This window comes from Vibrio wakamikoensis, assembly GCF_050337275.1.
Lineage (GTDB): Bacteria > Pseudomonadota > Gammaproteobacteria > Enterobacterales > Vibrionaceae > Vibrio > Vibrio chaetopteri.
The window spans coordinates 38998-57090 of sequence record NZ_JAKJST010000017.1 but is presented as its reverse complement, the minus strand read 5'-3'; the positions used below and the strand labels follow the sequence as shown (position 1 = coordinate 57090).

The 18093-nt window shown below is 48.5% G+C and carries 14 protein-coding genes; 11 read left to right on the top strand and 3 right to left on the bottom strand.

What is annotated here, in order from left to right; translation table 11 throughout:
* Nucleotides 1–97 precede the first annotated feature (97 nt).
* The 3 genes from L4C42_RS08600 to L4C42_RS08590 all read left to right on the top strand — a co-directional run bounded on the left by L4C42_RS08600 (nt 98) and on the right by L4C42_RS08590 (nt 2908).
* The gene (locus tag L4C42_RS08600) at nt 98–721 is read left to right on the top strand and encodes a MarC family protein (protein ID WP_353497325.1); all 624 of its coding nucleotides are present in this window, start codon (nt 98–100) and stop codon (nt 719–721) included.
* A gap of 204 nt (nt 722–925) precedes the next feature.
* A complete protein-coding gene (locus tag L4C42_RS08595; RefSeq protein WP_006075415.1) occupies nt 926–1192 on the top strand; it encodes a DUF4212 domain-containing protein in 267 nt (88 codons plus the stop codon).
* A gap of 12 nt (nt 1193–1204) precedes the next feature.
* Nucleotides 1205–2908 (top strand): sodium:solute symporter family protein, encoded by a 1704-nt coding sequence (locus tag L4C42_RS08590; protein ID WP_429760101.1) that lies wholly within the window; start codon nt 1205–1207, stop codon nt 2906–2908.
* Nucleotides 2909–2980: 72 nt separating this feature from the next.
* Here L4C42_RS08590 and L4C42_RS08585 read toward each other — a convergent pair whose 3' ends face one another.
* From L4C42_RS08585 to L4C42_RS08575, 3 genes are all read right to left on the bottom strand, one after another.
* Nucleotides 2981–3319 (bottom strand): DUF3316 domain-containing protein, encoded by a 339-nt coding sequence (locus L4C42_RS08585; protein ID WP_353497327.1) that lies wholly within the window; start codon nt 3317–3319, stop codon nt 2981–2983.
* Nucleotides 3320–3824: 505 nt separating this feature from the next.
* A complete protein-coding gene (locus L4C42_RS08580) occupies nt 3825–7253 on the bottom strand; it encodes a PAS domain-containing hybrid sensor histidine kinase/response regulator (RefSeq protein WP_353497328.1) in 3429 nt (1142 codons plus the stop codon).
* 70 nt (nt 7254–7323) lie between these two features.
* Nucleotides 7324–8511, bottom strand: coding sequence for a 3-phenylpropionate MFS transporter (locus L4C42_RS08575; protein ID WP_353497329.1), 1188 nt, complete (start codon nt 8509–8511; stop codon nt 7324–7326).
* 228 nt (nt 8512–8739) lie between these two features.
* Here L4C42_RS08575 and L4C42_RS08570 point away from each other — a divergent pair, with 228 nt between their 5' ends.
* The 8 genes from L4C42_RS08570 (at nt 8740) to dusB (ending at nt 18077) form a co-directional block, all read left to right on the top strand.
* Nucleotides 8740–10560: a DUF294 nucleotidyltransferase-like domain-containing protein gene (locus tag L4C42_RS08570; protein WP_353497330.1), complete on the top strand. Its 1821-nt coding sequence runs from the start codon at nt 8740–8742 to the stop codon at nt 10558–10560.
* 16 nt (nt 10561–10576) lie between these two features.
* A complete protein-coding gene (locus L4C42_RS08565) occupies nt 10577–11203 on the top strand; it encodes a 3'-5' exonuclease (protein WP_353497331.1) in 627 nt (208 codons plus the stop codon).
* A gap of 176 nt (nt 11204–11379) precedes the next feature.
* Complete coding sequence (acs, locus tag L4C42_RS08560) at nt 11380–13329, top strand: acetate--CoA ligase (protein WP_418641791.1); 1950 nt, start codon at nt 11380–11382, stop codon at nt 13327–13329.
* Between the two features lie 276 nt (nt 13330–13605).
* On the top strand, nt 13606–14055 hold the full coding sequence (gene aroQ / locus L4C42_RS08555; RefSeq protein ID WP_353497333.1) for a type II 3-dehydroquinate dehydratase: 450 nt from the start codon (nt 13606–13608) through the stop codon (nt 14053–14055).
* A gap of 59 nt (nt 14056–14114) precedes the next feature.
* Entirely contained in the window at nt 14115–14564 is a 450-nt protein-coding gene (gene accB, locus L4C42_RS08550) for an acetyl-CoA carboxylase biotin carboxyl carrier protein (RefSeq protein WP_418641792.1), read from the top strand.
* Between the two features lie 14 nt (nt 14565–14578).
* Nucleotides 14579–15922, top strand: a complete 1344-nt coding sequence (gene accC / locus L4C42_RS08545) for an acetyl-CoA carboxylase biotin carboxylase subunit (protein WP_353497335.1) — start codon at nt 14579–14581, stop codon at nt 15920–15922.
* Between the two features lie 104 nt (nt 15923–16026).
* Nucleotides 16027–16908 (top strand): 50S ribosomal protein L11 methyltransferase, encoded by an 882-nt coding sequence (gene prmA / locus L4C42_RS08540; RefSeq protein ID WP_353497336.1) that lies wholly within the window; start codon nt 16027–16029, stop codon nt 16906–16908.
* Between the two features lie 200 nt (nt 16909–17108).
* On the top strand, nt 17109–18077 hold the full coding sequence (gene dusB / locus L4C42_RS08535) for a tRNA dihydrouridine synthase DusB (RefSeq protein WP_112462363.1): 969 nt from the start codon (nt 17109–17111) through the stop codon (nt 18075–18077).
* The last annotated feature ends 16 nt before the right edge of the window (nt 18078–18093 follow it).

The following is an 18093-nucleotide window of genomic DNA, read 5'->3' as shown; positions in this document are numbered from 1 at the left end:
CCAGTTGTTACCGCTTTGGTTATCAATATTGAAAGTGCGGTTCTCCGTCACTGGCTCATGTTATCCCTCTGTTTCACCAAACTCTGGGAGGTTCGCTTTGCTCAGTATTCTCGTTACTCAATTCGTCGTGCTTTGGGCTGTCATTGACCCTATTGGCTCGGTACCCGTTTATCTTTCTCAAACCCAACATCTTGACGTCAAACATCGTCGTATCGTCGCACTAAAAGCAGTCGCGATAGCCTTTGGTGTGCTGTTATTCTTTCTTGTCGCCGGTCAGTTACTGCTTGAAGCGATGCAGATCCCTCTACCCGCGTTCCAAGCTGCGGGCGGATTAGTCCTTCTACTGTTCGCACTGACAATGATATTTGGTGAGAGCAAACCAGAAGAAGAAACCAAACTGAGCCAAGAAGTAAACCGAGATCAACTCGCCGACCTCGCCGTTTATCCGCTGGCGATCCCATCTATTGCTTCGCCGGGTGCAATGATGGCTATTGTACTTCTCACTGACAACCATCGACACTCCTTTATGGATCAAGGACTTACAGCTCTTGTGATGCTTGCCGTACTCCTTATTACTTTGCTGCTGCTACTCGGCGCCACCACGATTCAAAAGTGGATCGGCAATGTGGGTGCTGCCATCATCAGCAGAGTGATGGGATTGATCCTCGCTGCGGTGGCGGTGAGCAACTTATTGCAAGGTATCAAAGACTTTTATATCTAAGTTTATCGATAAACGTTAGACCTTTGGCTAATTTAACATTAGATTAACATCACACTTTCATTCCCCCTCAAGCTCAAGCGCCTGTTTTTAAGGCGCTTTTCTTATTTTTACAGTCGACTAAAGTTGCACTGAGTTATTGCCAGCAGCCTGCTACCTTATTAAACGTAACAATACGTTAACGCAAACATGACAAAGGAGAAGGCCATGGCGTTCGAATCATCAGAACAAGCTCAAGCCTATTGGAAGGAAAATCTAGGAATCATGGGTTCCCTACTCGCAGTGTGGTTTATTGTCTCATACGGCGCGGGAATTCTATTTGTTGACGCGCTTAATGCCATCCAGTTTGGAGGGTTCAAATTGGGCTTCTGGTTCGCACAGCAAGGATCGATATACACCTTTGTTGCGCTGATTTTCGTCTACGTCGCTCGCATGAACGCGCTCGACAAAAAGTACAATGTACAAGAAGACTAAGAGGCGCAAATAATGGATATTCAAACTTGGACGTTTATTCTGGTCGGTATCACCTTTGCGTTGTATATCGGTATCGCAATTTGGGCACGCGCAGGCTCCACTAGTGAGTTCTATGTCGCAGGCGGCGGCGTACACCCGGTAGCAAATGGTATGGCGACCGCAGCAGACTGGATGTCGGCAGCGTCGTTTATTTCGATGGCAGGTATCATCTCATTCATCGGTTACGATGGTGCGGTATACCTAATGGGTTGGACTGGCGGTTACGTACTCCTTGCACTTTGCTTAGCCCCTTATTTACGTAAGTTCGGTAAGTTCACCGTGCCAGATTTCATTGGCGATCGTTACTACTCTAAGACAGCACGTATGGTTGCGGTATTCTGTGCCATTTTTGTCTCGTTCACTTATGTGGCCGGTCAGATGCGTGGTGTAGGCGTGGTATTCTCTCGCTTCCTAGAAGTCGATATTAACCTTGGTATCGTCATCGGTATGGCCATTGTATTCTTCTACGCGGTTATGGGTGGTATGAAAGGGATTACCTATACTCAGGTAGCGCAATATTGTGTTCTTATCTTCGCTTTCCTAGTACCTGCAGTATTCACATCTCTGATGATGACAGGCTCAGTCTTCCCACAAGTTGGCTTTGGTTCTACCGTCACCGGTTCTGAAACTTACCTGCTTGATAAACTTGATGGACTCACTGAGGAATTAGGTTTCACCGCCTATACCGATGGGTCGAAGAGTATGGTTGACGTGTTCTTTATCTGTGCAGCACTTATGGTAGGTACAGCAGGTCTTCCACACGTAATCATTCGCTTCTTCACCGTTCCACGCGTAAAAGATGCGCGTATCTCAGCAGGTTGGGCATTGGTCTTTATCTCTCTACTTTACACAACTGCTCCTGCGGTAGCAGCGTTTGCTCGCGTTAACATGATTGACACCATTAATGGTCCAGACATGAAAGGCGTTCAAGCGACAGAAGCACCAAGCTGGTATAAGAACTGGGAAAGCACAGGTCTTGTTAGCTGGGAAGATAAGAACGGTGATGGTCGTATGTTCTACTCAGGTGATGAGCGTAACGAAATGAAGATCAACCGCGATATCATCGTACTGGCTTCACCTGAGCTGGCTCAACTTCCAAACTGGGTAGTAGCACTACTTGCAGCGGGTGGTTTGGCAGCGGCACTATCAACGGCAGCGGGTTTATTATTGGTTATCTCGACGGCGGTCTCCCATGACCTGCTCAAGAAAGGCTTTAAACCCGATATGACCGATAAACAGGAGCTCATGTACGCTCGGATAGGCGCGGCAGCAGCGGTTATCGGTGCGGGTTACCTTGGTATTAACCCACCAGGCTTCGTGGCTCAGGTTGTTGCCTTTGCCTTCGGTCTGGCTGCTGCATCCTTCTTCCCTGCGATTATCCTGGGCATCTTCTATAAGAAGATGAACAAAGAAGGCGCCATCGCCGGTATGCTTTCAGGTATTTTGTTCACAGCGGCTTACATCATTTACTTCAAGTTTGTAAACCCTGCAGCAAACACACCAGACAACTGGCTTTTTGGTATCAGTCCAGAGGGCATTGGTACTCTAGGTATGTGTCTAAACTTCACAGTGTCTATTGTGGTCAACAAGTTTACGGCTGAAGTACCACAAGACGTACAAGAAATGGTTGAGTCTATCCGCTACCCGAAAGGTGCTGGCGCGGCACACGACCACTAATATTACCAATACGACAATAGAAAAAGCCGCTGCAATTGCAGCGGCTTTATTTCGTGCTAGCGAAAATTAAAATTAGTCGTAACGTGAGAAACGGTACTCAACATCAACGAAACCTTGATACATTGATGCGCCGTCAGCCGCTGCAACCGTTTTGACTTTCACATCTGCATCGTAAATTTCTACGCTGTTATGTTTCAAACTCTTGTGCGGTGTACGCAATATATGCACTAGCTCATGAGATGGAGTACTGGATAACGTCTCCATAATTTGATTGCCTTCTGCAATGGCCTCTGCTTCTGTCGCGTATACGCCTGTATGTACACCGCCGTTACCGTAAATGTTATCATACTGCGCGTACGATACTGCTGGAACCATCGCGAATACTGCTGCAAGAGATAATAGTTTTTTCATAATGACACCTCATAAATAGCACCCTAAAGTGCTCAACAATCAGGTGAACGCACCACAACCTAACGCTCAACCAACTCCTTCGTTACTACGAAGACCTACCTAAAAAACATTAAAAGCAATAGCAATAAAACCAATAGTCATAACGATTTTCATTCCTATCAAAGATTGCATTTGATTGCTTCTGCTACTTCACTGTTACTCAATACGACCCGACATAGGTCACATAAATTTCAAAAAAAATGTCGACTTAAGTACTAGAACCTTAAATTTCCTTGGTTAACAGGCACCTAAACACGCCAAATTAATTGACTCAAGTCTCAGTGTAAATGTAACGATATGAAACTCTCTTTCCTTATGAATAAGAATAATTGGAAATTCGTAAAGCGTCTGTCAAGTAAGGTAAAGATACGGTGATATTACGTAAAGACATCAGAGGTGCCCCCCCTCATAAGCCAGAGAAATAACCCTAACAACAATGACGGCACACCTCTGAAACATAGAGAGGCTATGACTGATTGAGAATAGCACGCAGCTTAAGCGGCTTAACTGGCTTAGCAATAAAGGCAAAACCATTGGACTTAATACCTTCAAGCATCGACTCGGTGCGATCAGCACTGATGATCACCCCTTTAAACGAGTCACCTACCCGCAATCTAAATTGCTGAAGCACTTCAAGCCCGGTACGACCATTATCAAGTCGGTAATCCGAGAGAATAACGTCTGGCTCCCACCCTTGGTCTAAGTGTTTAAGACTGCCAACCAAATCAAGCGCAGTACGCACATCACAGCCCCAACGAGCGAGTAAGGTTTCCATGCCCACCAAGATATCAGGCTCATTATCGACGCAAAGCACTTTCAGATGTTTCAGTCCGGCGTCACTGGTTGCGGCTACTTTCACCGGCTCTGCTGCGACTTCCCTAGCCAAGTCGAGCGTAATCGAAAAGACACTGCCGCGATCTGGCCAAGAGCGCATTGAGATTTGATGATTGAGCACACGGGCAATACCTCGAGAAATCGCGAGCCCAAGCCCCAAGCCCCTATCAGCTCTCGCTTGGTCAACACGTGTAAACTCGTTAAAGATCTCTTTCTGCTTGTCTTCTGGGATACCAATACCGTCATCCCATACATCGATTCGTACTCGACCATTAACACGCCGCGCACCAAGCAAAACCTTGCCCTCAGGGTTGTAGCGAAACGCATTGGTCAAAAAGTTCTGCAATACACGGCGCAGCAACTTAGGATCGGATTTAACGATAAGCGAGCTAGAAACCACGGAGAAATCTATCTGCTTGCCTTTCGAGATAGCACTAAACTCAGCTTGTAATGTCTCAAATACTTCAGAGAGATGAAAACCGCGAACATTGGTTTGCAGCTTACCTGACTCCAAACGTGAAATATCTAATAGGTCACCAATCAGCTCTTCCGCAGCGCCAAGGGCACTTTCGATATGCCCTGATAGCTTTCGCCCTTCCTCATCTTTACTGACCTCTGACAACGAGGAAGCAAACAGACGCGCAGCATTAAGTGGCTGCATCAAATCGTGGCTCACTGCGGCCAAAAAGCGCATTTTCGATTGCGATTCCGATTCTGAGCGACGTGTTGCCAATACCAAACGTTGGTTGAGTTGCTCAAGCTCGTGTGTTCGCTCTACGACACGTTCTTCTAACCGCTCGTTGGCATCACGCAACGCCATTTCCGCCTCTCTAAACACGGTAATGTCAGTAAAACTCATCACAAAACCGCCACCTGGCATTGGGTTGCCTTGCACTTCAATCACGCTGCCATCCGACCGAACGCGCGATGAGGTATGCGGGGATCCTTGCTCAAGGTAAAAGATACGCTTTCGTACATGTTCATTGGGATCGCCCGGACCACATAGGCCTTGTTCAGCGTTGTGACGAATCACATCCGCAATGGGTCGCCCGACTTGGATAAGTCCAGAAGGAAAGCTAAACAACTCCAAATATCGACGGTTCCAAGCGACTAACCTTAGTTGTTTATCCACTACGGCAATGCCTTGACCAATATGCTCAATCGCCCCCTGAAGCAGACCACGGCTAAAGTGGTAGAGCTCCGAGGCCTCATCGACAATCGTCGCTACTTCTTCCAACTGCATATTGCGTCCTTGCAGCGCCGAAGTCAGTACCAACTTTGCAGACGATGCACCAAATACCCCGGCGAGGACACGCTCGGTATGCCTAATAAGCTCGGCGGATGCTTGCTGGTTCGGCAGTGGCTGATTGTCTTGCTGCTTCCAGTAATGGCGAAATGCACTGCGCACCCGCGTGCGCCCTACAAAACGTGAGGCAAGCATTTCGAGCTCAGCCACGGTCACGCGGCTTTGATACAGGCTGAGGTTTTCACTTTCAGGTAGCGGCGTACCCACAAATGAGGCCGACTGCAGACGCTCGGTCAGACTAGAGCGCGTCGCCAGCGAAATCACCACAAAACAAATCGCGTTCAATACCACAGAGATCAGCATTCCCCAGTCGGAGCTAGCGATGCCCCAGGAGATCAGCATTTCAGGCGGGGTGATAATACGCAGTAGTAAATTGGTACTCGCATCCCCCGCTAGAAGACCGGTTTCACTCATCAAGGTAATTAACCAAATGGCGAAACCGACAAACAGACCAACATAAACACCCTTACGATTACCTAAACGCCAATACATGCCACCAATCAACGCTGGCGCGAACTGGGTGATGGCAGAAAAGGAGAGAAAGCCAATCGCAGATAACGAGTGAATGGTATCGAGCGCCTGATAAAACAGCCAAGCGCCAAATAACAACACACAAATGAGGGCACGGCGAATGATCAGTAGTAGCCCAGAGAGATGTCGATGAGAACGGTGCGCCAGCTTGATGCGGCGCAGTAGCAATGGCATCACCAGATCATTAGACACCATAATAGCCAGTGCAATGGTTGATACTATCACCATACCACTCGCCGCCGAGGTGCCCCCCAAAAAGGCTAGCAAAGCAATATTGTTTGCTTCGGCAAATTTGGGAATACTGATCACGAACGTATCAGGTGAGGTGCCCATTAATAGCCCTTGCCCTACCCAAGCAATCGGCAGTACGAATAGCCCCATCAATACTAAATAAGCTGGGAATAACCAACGAGCAGTATGCAAGTCCTGCGCGCGCTCATTCTCGACCACCATGGTGTGAAACTGGCGCGGCAAACAGACGATCGCCATCATGGTCAAACCCGTGTGGATCAATAAGGTGGGAATATTGGGAGATTGATAGGTACTCGAGGCAAGCTCGGTCAGCTTGATGTCGGGGCGCTCCCAAGCGAGATAAAGAATGAAAAACCCAACCACCAAAAAAGCCACTAACTTAACGATAGACTCAAACGCCACTGCCATCATCATGCCGCGGTGATGCTCAGTGTTATCAATATGGCGAGTACCAAACAGCATGGTGAAGATCGCCAGCGCACCAACCACAAACCAAGAGATATGCTTATCTTGATAACCCAGCTCAGACGCTAAGTCCGGGGCAACGACTTCAAGCCCCATGGTGATGCCGCGCAACTGCAGTGCGATATAAGGTAAGATTCCCGCAACTGCAATTAAGGTAACCACAACCGCTAAGCCTTGAGATTTGCCATAGCGAGCCGCGATAAAGTCTGCGATTGAGGTGATGTGCTCACGCTTAGCGATAAGGATAAGGCGAGCAATGACGCGCCAACCTAAGGTAAAAACGATGATTGGCGCGATATAAATAGGCAAGAAGGCCCAGGGGTTACTGCTGGCCTGACCGACAGTGCCGTAAAAGGTCCAAGAGGTACAGTAAACAGCAATGGATAGGCTATAAACCCAAGGCCGCCAGTTGGATAACCACTTTTTTTGTCTATCCCCGTACCATGCAATAAGAAATAAGATGCCCAAATAGGCCAATGACACGGGGACGACGATCCATCCTTGCATAAGTGATATCCCTTTAAAATCGTTAACTATTATTTAAAGGGTTATCACAAGTTTTCTCAAACTCCGTAACTCAATTCTGTGGCTCAGGCTGAGATTTTTCCTGGATATCTTTCACGCCATTTTTGCCTGGCTCGACTTTGATAAACAGCGCCAATACACCCATCGCCGCCATACCCCAGAACACATTCGCGCCCCAATTCTCATAGCCCCAACCACTCACAGCCATCATCAGAGCAATGAACGCGCCTAATGGGATCGCATTATACAGAGCCTGCAGCGCGACCATTTTGTTCGCTTCTGATTTCTGGATATACTGGATCGCCGCAATATGTGCGATGGCAAACGTCACGCCATGCAAAAGCTGAATCACCACCAATGCACCGACAGCGGTCGTCGAAGCCGTCAAACCCCAACGCACAATCACGCCCACTGATGAAATCACAAACAAAGTGCGTAGCGACCAGCCAGCAAACCATTTCTTGCTAAAAGCGAACAGCATCACTTCCGATACCACGCCCAAGCTCCACAGGTAACCAATCAGACTCTCTGGGTGACCTGCTTCTTTCCAATAAATAGAGCTAAAACTGTAGTACGCGGCGTGACTACCTTGAATAAGAGCAATCAAAACCAAAAAGCGAATCACTGACGCCTCTTTCAGTAGCGCGCTAAGCTTCGGTCTTACCTCATCATCATGGCTTTGCGATACCGGCATGGTCGCAGGATTACGCATCACTAGTAGCATTGAGATAACAAAGCCAGCCAACGCGGTGTAAACAATCATGTTGGCACCGAATTGAGAAGCAAGATAACCCACCACAGAAGAGCCTGCGATAAATGCCACCGAGCCCCAGAGACGTGTGCGACCATAATCAAGCATATTCCGGTTCGCATAATGGTTCGCTGCAGCATCCGACAACGGAACCACCGGACCAAAGCTCAAATTAAACAGCACAGTGACTAGCGCCAGCATGGCGAAGCTTGGTCCTGCAGCTAGGTGAGCGGCAACAAACAAAGTACACGCCAACGTCGCCCAGCGAAGTGCCGGCAATAGACTTTCTGCTTTATGGATTCGCGGCGTGATAAGAAGATTGGCCACACATCGAGTGGCAAAGCCCAATCCCATCAATAAGCCAACATCGGCAGCTGACACCCCTTGGTCTTCAAACCACAACGCCCAAAACGGTAGATACACACCGTAGGCAAAAAAGAAACCAGATAAATATTGGGAAACCCAAGCAAAAGGGGAAGGCGTTAACATGTCAATGAACCTTGCTACAACAGGATAGGCGGATTAAAAGTGGCGCTATTATGCAACGAGACCTTGCTCATAAAAAGGGAATTAATCTATAGCGTAAATTTCCCCCTATCCTGCGCAGTTAAGGCCTTCAGAAAAACACCGCTAACTGTGTTCGACTAAAGTCGTCTGGAGCTTGGCGACGAATTTGCCAGACTATAGCCATGATGGGAGAAAATGGAGCGCTCTGGTATGCCTGATAAATTCAATATGTCGTCACCACCTTTCGATCGACTCAGTGACAGTCAACAAACCGAGCTTCGTTCCGCACTCGATGTCGCCTATTATCGAGACAAAGACACCATCCTAAAGGCAGGTAGCAATGCCGACCATCTGTATATCATTATCAAAGGCTCCGTCGAGGAACGCGATAGCGAACAAAAAGAAGTCTACGCTCACTATACTTATGACGATATGTTTGATGTCAGAGCAATACTCAGTGAGACCGTCAAACATGATTACCTCGCCTTAGAAGACACGCTGGTTTACCTGCTTCCTAAAGAGGTATTTCTCTCGCTTTATCACAGCAACGGTCAGTTCGCCGCCTACTTCGACACTAGCCTGGCGACACGCCAACAATTGATTGAAGAGGCACAAAAGCAGCAAAATTTAGGCGAGTTTATCCTCACCAAAGTCGATGAAGACATCTACCATCCGCCCTTGATTTTGCCAGCAGATATGCCGATCACCACGGTGACCGAAACCTTACTCAGCCAAGGCGTGGATGCTGCGCTGATCGAACTTACCAGCGATGACCCTCGCGTCACAAAGAATGCCACGCCTTATGGCATCGTCACTCGCACTAACATGCTCCACGCCGTGGTACTCGACAAACTGAGCAGCGACACCGCCATTGGCAACATTGCCACCTATCCAGTGCATCAGGTGGAAAAACACGAGTTTTTGTTCAACGCTATGGTGACCATGACTCGCCAACGGGTGAAGCGCTTAATGGTGTGTGAAGGCAGCCAAGCCGTTGGCATGCTCGATATGACGCAAATTCTTAGTGCGTTCTCCACCCACTCTCACGTGCTATCACTCAGCATTGCCCGAGCAAATAGTATTGATGAATTGGCGTTGGCGTCCAATCGTCAGCAGCAATTGGTCGATAGCCTTGTGACCAACGGTATTCGCACCCGATTTATGATGGAGTTGGTTTCAGCCGTTAACGAGCAAATCATTGAGCGTGCCTTTGAGCTTGTGGTGCCACCCGCGATGCACAATCACTGCTGCTTAGTCGTCATGGGCTCTGAAGGGCGCGGAGAACAAATTCTCAAAACCGATCAAGACAATGCCCTCATTTTTGAGCCAGGTCTGGAATGGCCGAATCAACAAAAAGTGCTTGATGAGCTCAACCACACGCTCGCGCGCCTTGGCTATCCACTCTGTCCTGGCAAAGTCATGGTCAGCAACCCTCATTGGGTACGCACGACTGACGCATGGCAACAGCGCATTGATGAGTTGGTCGCTAGTGCCAATAGCGAAAGCGTCATGGAGATTGCCATTCTTGCCGATGCCAGAGCGGTGGCGGGCAACGAAGCTTTACTCACGCCGGTCAAGCAGCACTTGCAGCAAAAAATGGCAGGACAAGAGTTGATCCTAACCGAGTTCACTCGCCCTGCCCTCAACTTTGCGGTGCCACTGACCTTATTTGGCAACGTGAAAAGCTCCAAGCAAGGCGTGGATCTCAAACAAGGGGGGATCTTCCCTATCGTACATGGCGTCAGAGCACTCAGCATGGAATACGCCATTGATGCGACCAACACCTTTGATCGCATCGACCAGCTGGTGGCAAAACGAGTCTTAGAGCAGGCGACTGCAGAGAACTTATCTGAGGCACTCAAACACCTGTTTAAACTGCGTCTTCAGCAGCAGCTCTCCCACCATGACATTAGTAACGCCATACAGTTGGATGTTCTGGAGCGGCCCGAGCGAGATCTACTTAGACATGGTTTACATGTGGTGAAGAAGTTCAAGCAGTGGTTGGGTTATCACTATCAAATTCGCCACTAAAGTAGTGAGGTGAAACATGAATATTATCACCAGAGCCTATTGGCGCTATCGGACAAAAGGCACGCCTTACCAAGGTTTGTTCAGCAAACCCGAACCCGATGAGTTTGTATCGCTCGATTGTGAGACCACCAGTCTCGACCCCAATGTGGCCGACATTGTCACCATTGCAGCAACAAAAATCATCGATAATCGCATCATTACCAGTGCCCCATTTGAAGTACGTCTGTCAGCGCCAAAGACCCTCGATGAGGATTCAATCAAAATTCATCATATTCGCCATGACGACCTCAAGCACGGCATCAGCGAGCAGCAAGCGATCAAGGCGCTGATACAGTTTATTGGCAATCGCCCTCTCGTTGGCTACCACATCCGTTACGACAAAAAGATCCTCGATCGCGCCTGCAAAAAGCACTTAGGATTTCCATTGCCAAACGCGCTGGTTGAGGTCAGTCAGATCTATAACGATCAACTGCTGAAATTGCTACCCAATGGCTACTTTGACTTGAGCCTAGAAGCCATCTGCCGTCATTTACAGATCCCCACTTATCACAAACACGACGCATTGGAAGATGCTAAAGCGGCCGCCATGGTGTACCTAAAACTGACCCGAGGCACATTGCCGCCATTTCGACCTCAGAACTAAAATCGCGAGAACTGCGACCAAGATCTCATTACATAACCAATCTAAGCCATTAATTTAGTTCGATTTTTATTCAATACGCCTAAAGTCTAATTGCTCATTGCAGCGAACTAGCCGAGAGTTAATACACGACCTAGTTCAGCCCTAGCCCGCTAAGCTCAATTCAAAGGAGAGAAGCAATGAGTGAAGTTCATGTCTATCCGGTAAAAGAAAACATTAAAACCAACACCCACGCGGATAACGACACTTATCTATCCATGTATCAACAGTCTGTCTCGGATCCAGAAGGGTTCTGGGGCGAACACGGCAAAATCGTTGACTGGATTAAACCATTCACTAAGGTCAAGCAAACTTCTTTTGACACTGGCCACGTCGACATTCGCTGGTTTGAAGATGGCACCCTAAACGTCTCTGCCAACTGTATTGACCGCCACCTCGCAGAGCGCGGCGACGACGTTGCCATCATTTGGGAAGGCGATGATCCAGCTGACGACAAAACTCTAACCTTTAACGAACTGCACAAAGAAGTGTGTAAGTTCTCCAATGCGCTTAAAGCTCAAGGCGTAAACAAAGGTGATGTGGTTTGTCTTTACATGCCCATGGTGCCAGAAGCGGCAGTCGCGATGCTCGCGTGTACCCGTATTGGCGCAGTGCATACTGTGGTATTTGGCGGTTTCTCTCCTGAAGCACTGTCTGGCCGTATTATCGATTCAGACGCTAAGGTCGTTATCACTGCCGATGAAGGCGTTCGCGGCGGCCGTGCGGTACCGCTGAAAAAGAATGTCGATGAAGCACTAACCAACCCAGAAGTGAAAACCATCTCTAAAGTCATGGTGCTTAAGCGCACTGGTGGCGATGTGGCTTGGCATGAGCATCGTGATGTGTGGTGGCATGAAGCGACAGCAAATGCATCTGAAGTATGTCCTCCAGAAGAAATGAACGCTGAAGATCCATTATTCATTCTTTATACATCAGGCTCGACAGGTAAACCTAAAGGGGTGATGCACACCACCGGTGGTTACCTAGTTTATGCGACCATGACCTTCAAGTACGTGTTCGATTACCAGCCGGGTGAAACCTTCTGGTGTACCGCGGACGTGGGTTGGATCACCGGCCACACTTACCTCATATACGGGCCACTTGCCAATGGTGCTAAGACCATCTTGTTTGAAGGTGTGCCAAATTACCCAAATACTAGCCGTATGAGCGAAGTGGTCGACAAACACCAAGTGAATATCCTTTACACTGCACCGACGGCAATTCGCGCTTTAATGGCGAAGGGCGATGAAGCGGTTAAAGGCACTTCTCGCGACAGCCTACGCATCATGGGTTCAGTTGGCGAACCTATCAACCCAGAAGCTTGGGAATGGTATTACAAAACTATCGGTAATGAGCAATCACCTATCGTTGACACCTGGTGGCAGACAGAGACAGGCGGTATCTTGATTACTCCGCTTCCGGGAGCCACAGAGCTCAAACCAGGTTCGGCAACTCGCCCATTCTTCGGTGTACAACCTGCACTGGTCGATAATATGGGCAACATTGTCGATGGTGCGACAGAAGGTAACCTCGTCATCCTTGATTCATGGCCAGGGCAAATGCGCACCGTTTATGGTGACCATGAGCGCTTTGAGCAGACTTACTTCTCTACCTTCAAAGGCATGTACTTTACCGGTGACGGCGCACGCCGCGATGAAGATGGCTACTACTGGATCACAGGCCGTGTCGATGACGTACTGAATGTGTCTGGTCACCGTATGGGTACCGCTGAGATTGAATCGGCATTAGTAGCATTCGATAAAATAGCGGAAGCGGCTATCGTCGGTATCCCACACGATATTAAAGGTCAGGCCATCTATGCCTACATCACGCTAAATGATGGTGAGTTCCCATCTGCGGAGCTACATAAAGAAGTGAAAGATTGGGTTCGCAAAGAAATCGGCCCTATCGCCACACCAGACGTGCTGCACTGGACCGATGCGCTGCCGAAGACTCGTTCAGGCAAAATCATGCGTCGTATCCTACGTAAGATTGCAACCGGTGATACGAGCAATCTAGGCGATACGTCAACACTGGCTGACCCAAGCGTGGTCGACAAGCTGATTGCCGAAAAAGCCGAACTCGCTTAATGACTCTTTTGCAACTTGATAACAAGCCGCCCTGGATTGGGCGGCTTTTTTGTTTCAGGTTTTTTCAGCAGCTTGTCAAAATGTGCTCTGTGCTGCAAATTTTCTGCCAGACTACAGGTGATTAGACCAGTAAATTGCTGCTAAATGTTGTGAATTAGCTATAATCTTGGTCAATTTTTAAAAATACGAGCTAAATGAGCTTCTCAGCCGCTCCTATTTTTATGTAAACTTGGGATAAACCCCGTTTATTTCACGTTAACCGAAGATGGCGACAATATGACAGCAAAGTCTCGAATTCTAGTTTTAAATGGCCCAAATCTTAACCTTTTAGGTGTCAGAGAGCCGGGACATTACGGCAGTGAAACACTCTCACAAATTGTTGATAACTTAGAAAAGCAAGCGGCAAAAGCCGACATCGAGCTGTCCCATCTTCAATCTAACCGTGAATATGAACTGATTGAGGCCATCCACGCGGCATTTGGGAATACCGATTTTATCATCATCAACCCAGCAGCGTTTACTCATACTAGCGTGGCACTGCGTGATGCTTTGCTGGGAGTCTCAATCCCGTTTATCGAAGTGCACTTATCAAACGTTCATGCCAGAGAGGCCTTTCGTCATCACTCTTATCTGTCCGATGTGGCGCAAGGGGTGATTTGCGGATTAGGTCCACAAGGCTATGAATTTGCGCTTTCAGCGGCCATCAAGGCACTAAAAGCAAACTAACCAAATACTCTACGGCTTAATGCAAAGCCGTCTTACTCACAAGACGAAGAGAAAGAAACATGGATATTCGTAAAATTAAGAAGCTAATTGAACTGGTTGAAGAATCTGGCATCGCTGAGCTAGAAATTTCTGAAGGTGAAGAATCAGTACGCATCAGCCGAAACAGCCCAGCTACCGCACCAGCACCTGTTCACTACGCAGCAGCGCCTGCTCCAGTAGCAGCTCCAGCCACGGCACCAGTTGCAGCTGAAGAAGCAGCACCGGCAGTACCAGCGGGTCACCAAGTTCTTTCTCCAATGGTTGGTAGCTTCTACCGTGCGCCAAGCCCTGACTCAAAACCATTTGTTGAAGTTGGCCAATCAGTAAGCGCTGGCGACACTATCTGTATCGTTGAAGCAATGAAAATGATGAACCAGATTGAAGCAGACAAGTCTGGTGTTGTTACCGCTATCCTAGCTGAAGATGGTCAAGCTGTAGAATTCGATCAACCGCTAGTTATCATCGAATAAGCGGGGCTTTGACTATGTTAGATAAAATCGTTATCGCAAACCGAGGTGAGATTGCACTTCGTATTTTGCGCGCTTGTAAAGAGCTAGGTATTAAGACGGTCGCTGTTCACTCAACAGCGGATCGCGACCTTAAGCACGTACTGCTTGCTGATGAAGCCATCTGTATTGGTCCAGCTCGTGGTATCGATAGCTACCTAAACATCCCACGCATCATCTCAGCAGCTGAAGTAACAGGTGCTGTGGCGATCCACCCGGGTTACGGTTTCTTGTCTGAGAACGCAGATTTTGCTGAGCAAGTTGAGCGTTCTGGATTCATCTTCATCGGTCCAAAAGCAGACACGATTCGCATGATGGGCGACAAAGTATCAGCTATCACAGCAATGAAAAAAGCAGGTGTACCATGTGTACCTGGCTCTGACGGCCCACTAGACAACGATGAAGCGAAGAACAAAGCGCATGCCAAGCGCATTGGCTACCCAGTTATCATCAAAGCCTCTGGTGGTGGCGGTGGTCGTGGTATGCGTGTGGTTCGCAGTGAAGCAGAGCTGGTCGAATCCATTGCCATGACACGTGCAGAAGCAAAAGCTGCCTTCAACAATGACATTGTTTACATGGAGAAATTCCTAGAAAACCCTCGTCATGTTGAAGTTCAGGTCATCGCAGACGGTCAAGGCGGCGCAATCCACCTTGGCGAACGTGACTGTTCAATGCAGCGTCGTCACCAAAAGGTTGTCGAAGAAGCACCTGCACCAGGCATCACTGAAGAGATGCGTAAGTACATCGGTGAACGCTGTACTCGTGCATGTATCGAAATCGGTTACCGCGGCGCAGGTACGTTTGAGTTCCTATACGAAAACGGCGAGTTCTACTTCATCGAAATGAACACGCGTATTCAGGTAGAGCACCCAGTAACAGAGATGGTGACTGGCGTTGACCTAATCAAAGAGCAACTACGCGTTGCAGCAGGCCAACCACTGTCGTTCACTCAGGATGACATCAAACTGCGTGGTCATGCGATTGAATGTCGTATCAACGCGGAAGATCCTGAGCGCTTCCTACCATGTCCAGGTACCATCACGCGCTTCCACGCGCCGGGCGGTATGGGCGTTCGTTGGGAATCGCACATCTACACGGGCTACACAGTACCACCGCACTACGATTCAATGGTCGGTAAGCTGATTACTTTCGGTGAGAACCGTGATGTAGCGATTGCTCGAATGAAGAATGCACTGGGTGAGATGTTCATTGAAGGCATCAAGACCAACATTCCTCTACAAGAAGCGATCATGAATGATGAGAACTTCCAACACGGCGGTGCTAACATTCATTACCTAGAGAAGAAGCTTGGCCTGAGCTAATCACTTCCCTCTTGAGAAAAACCCGCCACGGCGGGTTTTTTTATGCTGAGTGTCAGTGAATCTGCTACACTCTGCGCAAAATTCACCTTGCTAGGACCCAACTTATGCCTTGGATTCAAATTAAACTCAACGCGACCAATGAAAATGCAGAGCAAATCGGCGACATGCTGATGGAAGAAACGGGCGCACTGTCTGTCACTTTCCTAGATGCGCACGATACGCCTGTATTTGAGCCGCTGCCTGGTGAGACCCGTTTATGGGGCGATACTGATATCGTCGCACTATACGATGCCGAAGCAGACACCAAATGGGTGGTTGAGACAATTAAAGGCAGCAATATGCTACCGGAAGGTTTCGCTCATAAAGTCGAGCAGCTAGAAGACAAGGACTGGGAACGTGAGTGGATGGAGAACTTCCACCCAATGAAGTTTGGTGAACGTTTGTGGATCTGCCCAAGCTGGCGCGATGTGCCAGAACCCGATGCCGTCAATGTGATGCTTGACCCTGGTCTAGCATTCGGTACCGGCACTCACCCAACGACAGCGCTTTGTCTAGAGTGGCTTGAGTCGCTCAACCTTGAGGGAAAAACGGTCATCGATTTTGGCTGTGGCTCAGGGATCCTAGCGATTGCCGCGATCAAACTTGGCGCTGCAAAAGTCATCGGGATCGACATTGATCCTCAAGCTCTGGTTGCGTCAAAAGACAACGCGCAGCGCAATGGCGTAGCAGACCAGTTAGAGCTATTCCTGCCACAAGATCAGCCAGAAGGCCTGATTGCCGATGTTGTCGTTGCCAACATTCTTGCAGGCCCGCTTCGCGACCTGTCTGGCATCATCAAAGGGCTCATTAAGCCAGGTGGTGAACTCGCGATGTCAGGCGTGCTAGATACCCAAGCAGAAGACGTGGCGAACTACTACCGCGATGATATGAGCATTGACCCTATCGTTGAACTGAACGAGTGGTGTCGCATCTCGGGCAAAAAATAACCACTCTCGTTTAAATAGCAGTGTTTTAGGAGGCAAAAACACTGCTATTTTTGCTCTAAAAGGAATACTTTTAGTACTAAGCGACTGAAAATGCGACAATTTGCAGAAACAAATTGTAAATGCTCAAATATTAGTCTTTTCACGCACCGAAAAAATGCGTAAAATGCGCGCCCTTGCTTGTGTAAACCTGTGGCGATGTTTTGAAAATCGGACAATACCAACTTAAGAACAACCTCATTGTCGCACCCATGGCGGGTGTTACCGATAGACCGTTCCGTGAGTTGTGCCTTCGTTACGGTGCCGGTATGGCCGTCAGTGAAATGATGTCCTCAAACCCGAAACTGTGGAAAACAGCCAAGTCACAGCAGCGCATGGTGCACGAGGGCGAATCAGGTATTCGTTCAGTGCAAATAGCAGGTGCCGATCCAACACTTATGGCGGAAGCGGCACAGTTCAGTGTTGAAAACGGTGCACAAATCATCGACATCAACATGGGCTGCCCTGCTAAAAAAGTGAATAAAAAACTGGCGGGTTCTGCTCTGCTTAAGTACCCAGATATCATTGAAGATATTCTGCGCACCGTAGTCGATGCTGTCGATGTCCCTGTGACATTAAAAACCCGTACAGGTTGGGATACAGACAATAAAAACTGTGTCCAAATTGCAAAACTAGCCGAAGACTGCGGCATACAGGCGCTCGCCCTTCATGGTCGAACTCGTACCTGCATGTACAAAGGCGAGGCAGAATACGACAGCATCAAAGCGGTAAAAGAAGCTGTCTCTATACCGGTTATCGCTAACGGTGATATCGATAGCCCAGAGAAAGCGAAATATGTACTGGATTACACTGGTGCAGACGCTTTGATGATTGGACGTCCGGCCCAAGGACGGCCATGGATTTTCGAGGAAATCCAACATTACTTGGAAAACGGCACACTGATGCCTGAGCGCCCGACTTCGGATGTGCAGGGTATTTTGCTTGGTCATGTTCAAGCACTTCACCAGTTTTATGGTGAGTTTTTAGGTCCACGCATCGCGCGTAAGCATGTTGGCTGGTATCTAAAGGAACATGAACAGGCGAGTGAGTTCCGCCGTACCTTCAACGCGATTGAGGCTGCAAATGAACAGCTCGACGCATTGCAAGGTTATTTTGACAACGTTGCATCATAATTACGAGAAGAGCTAA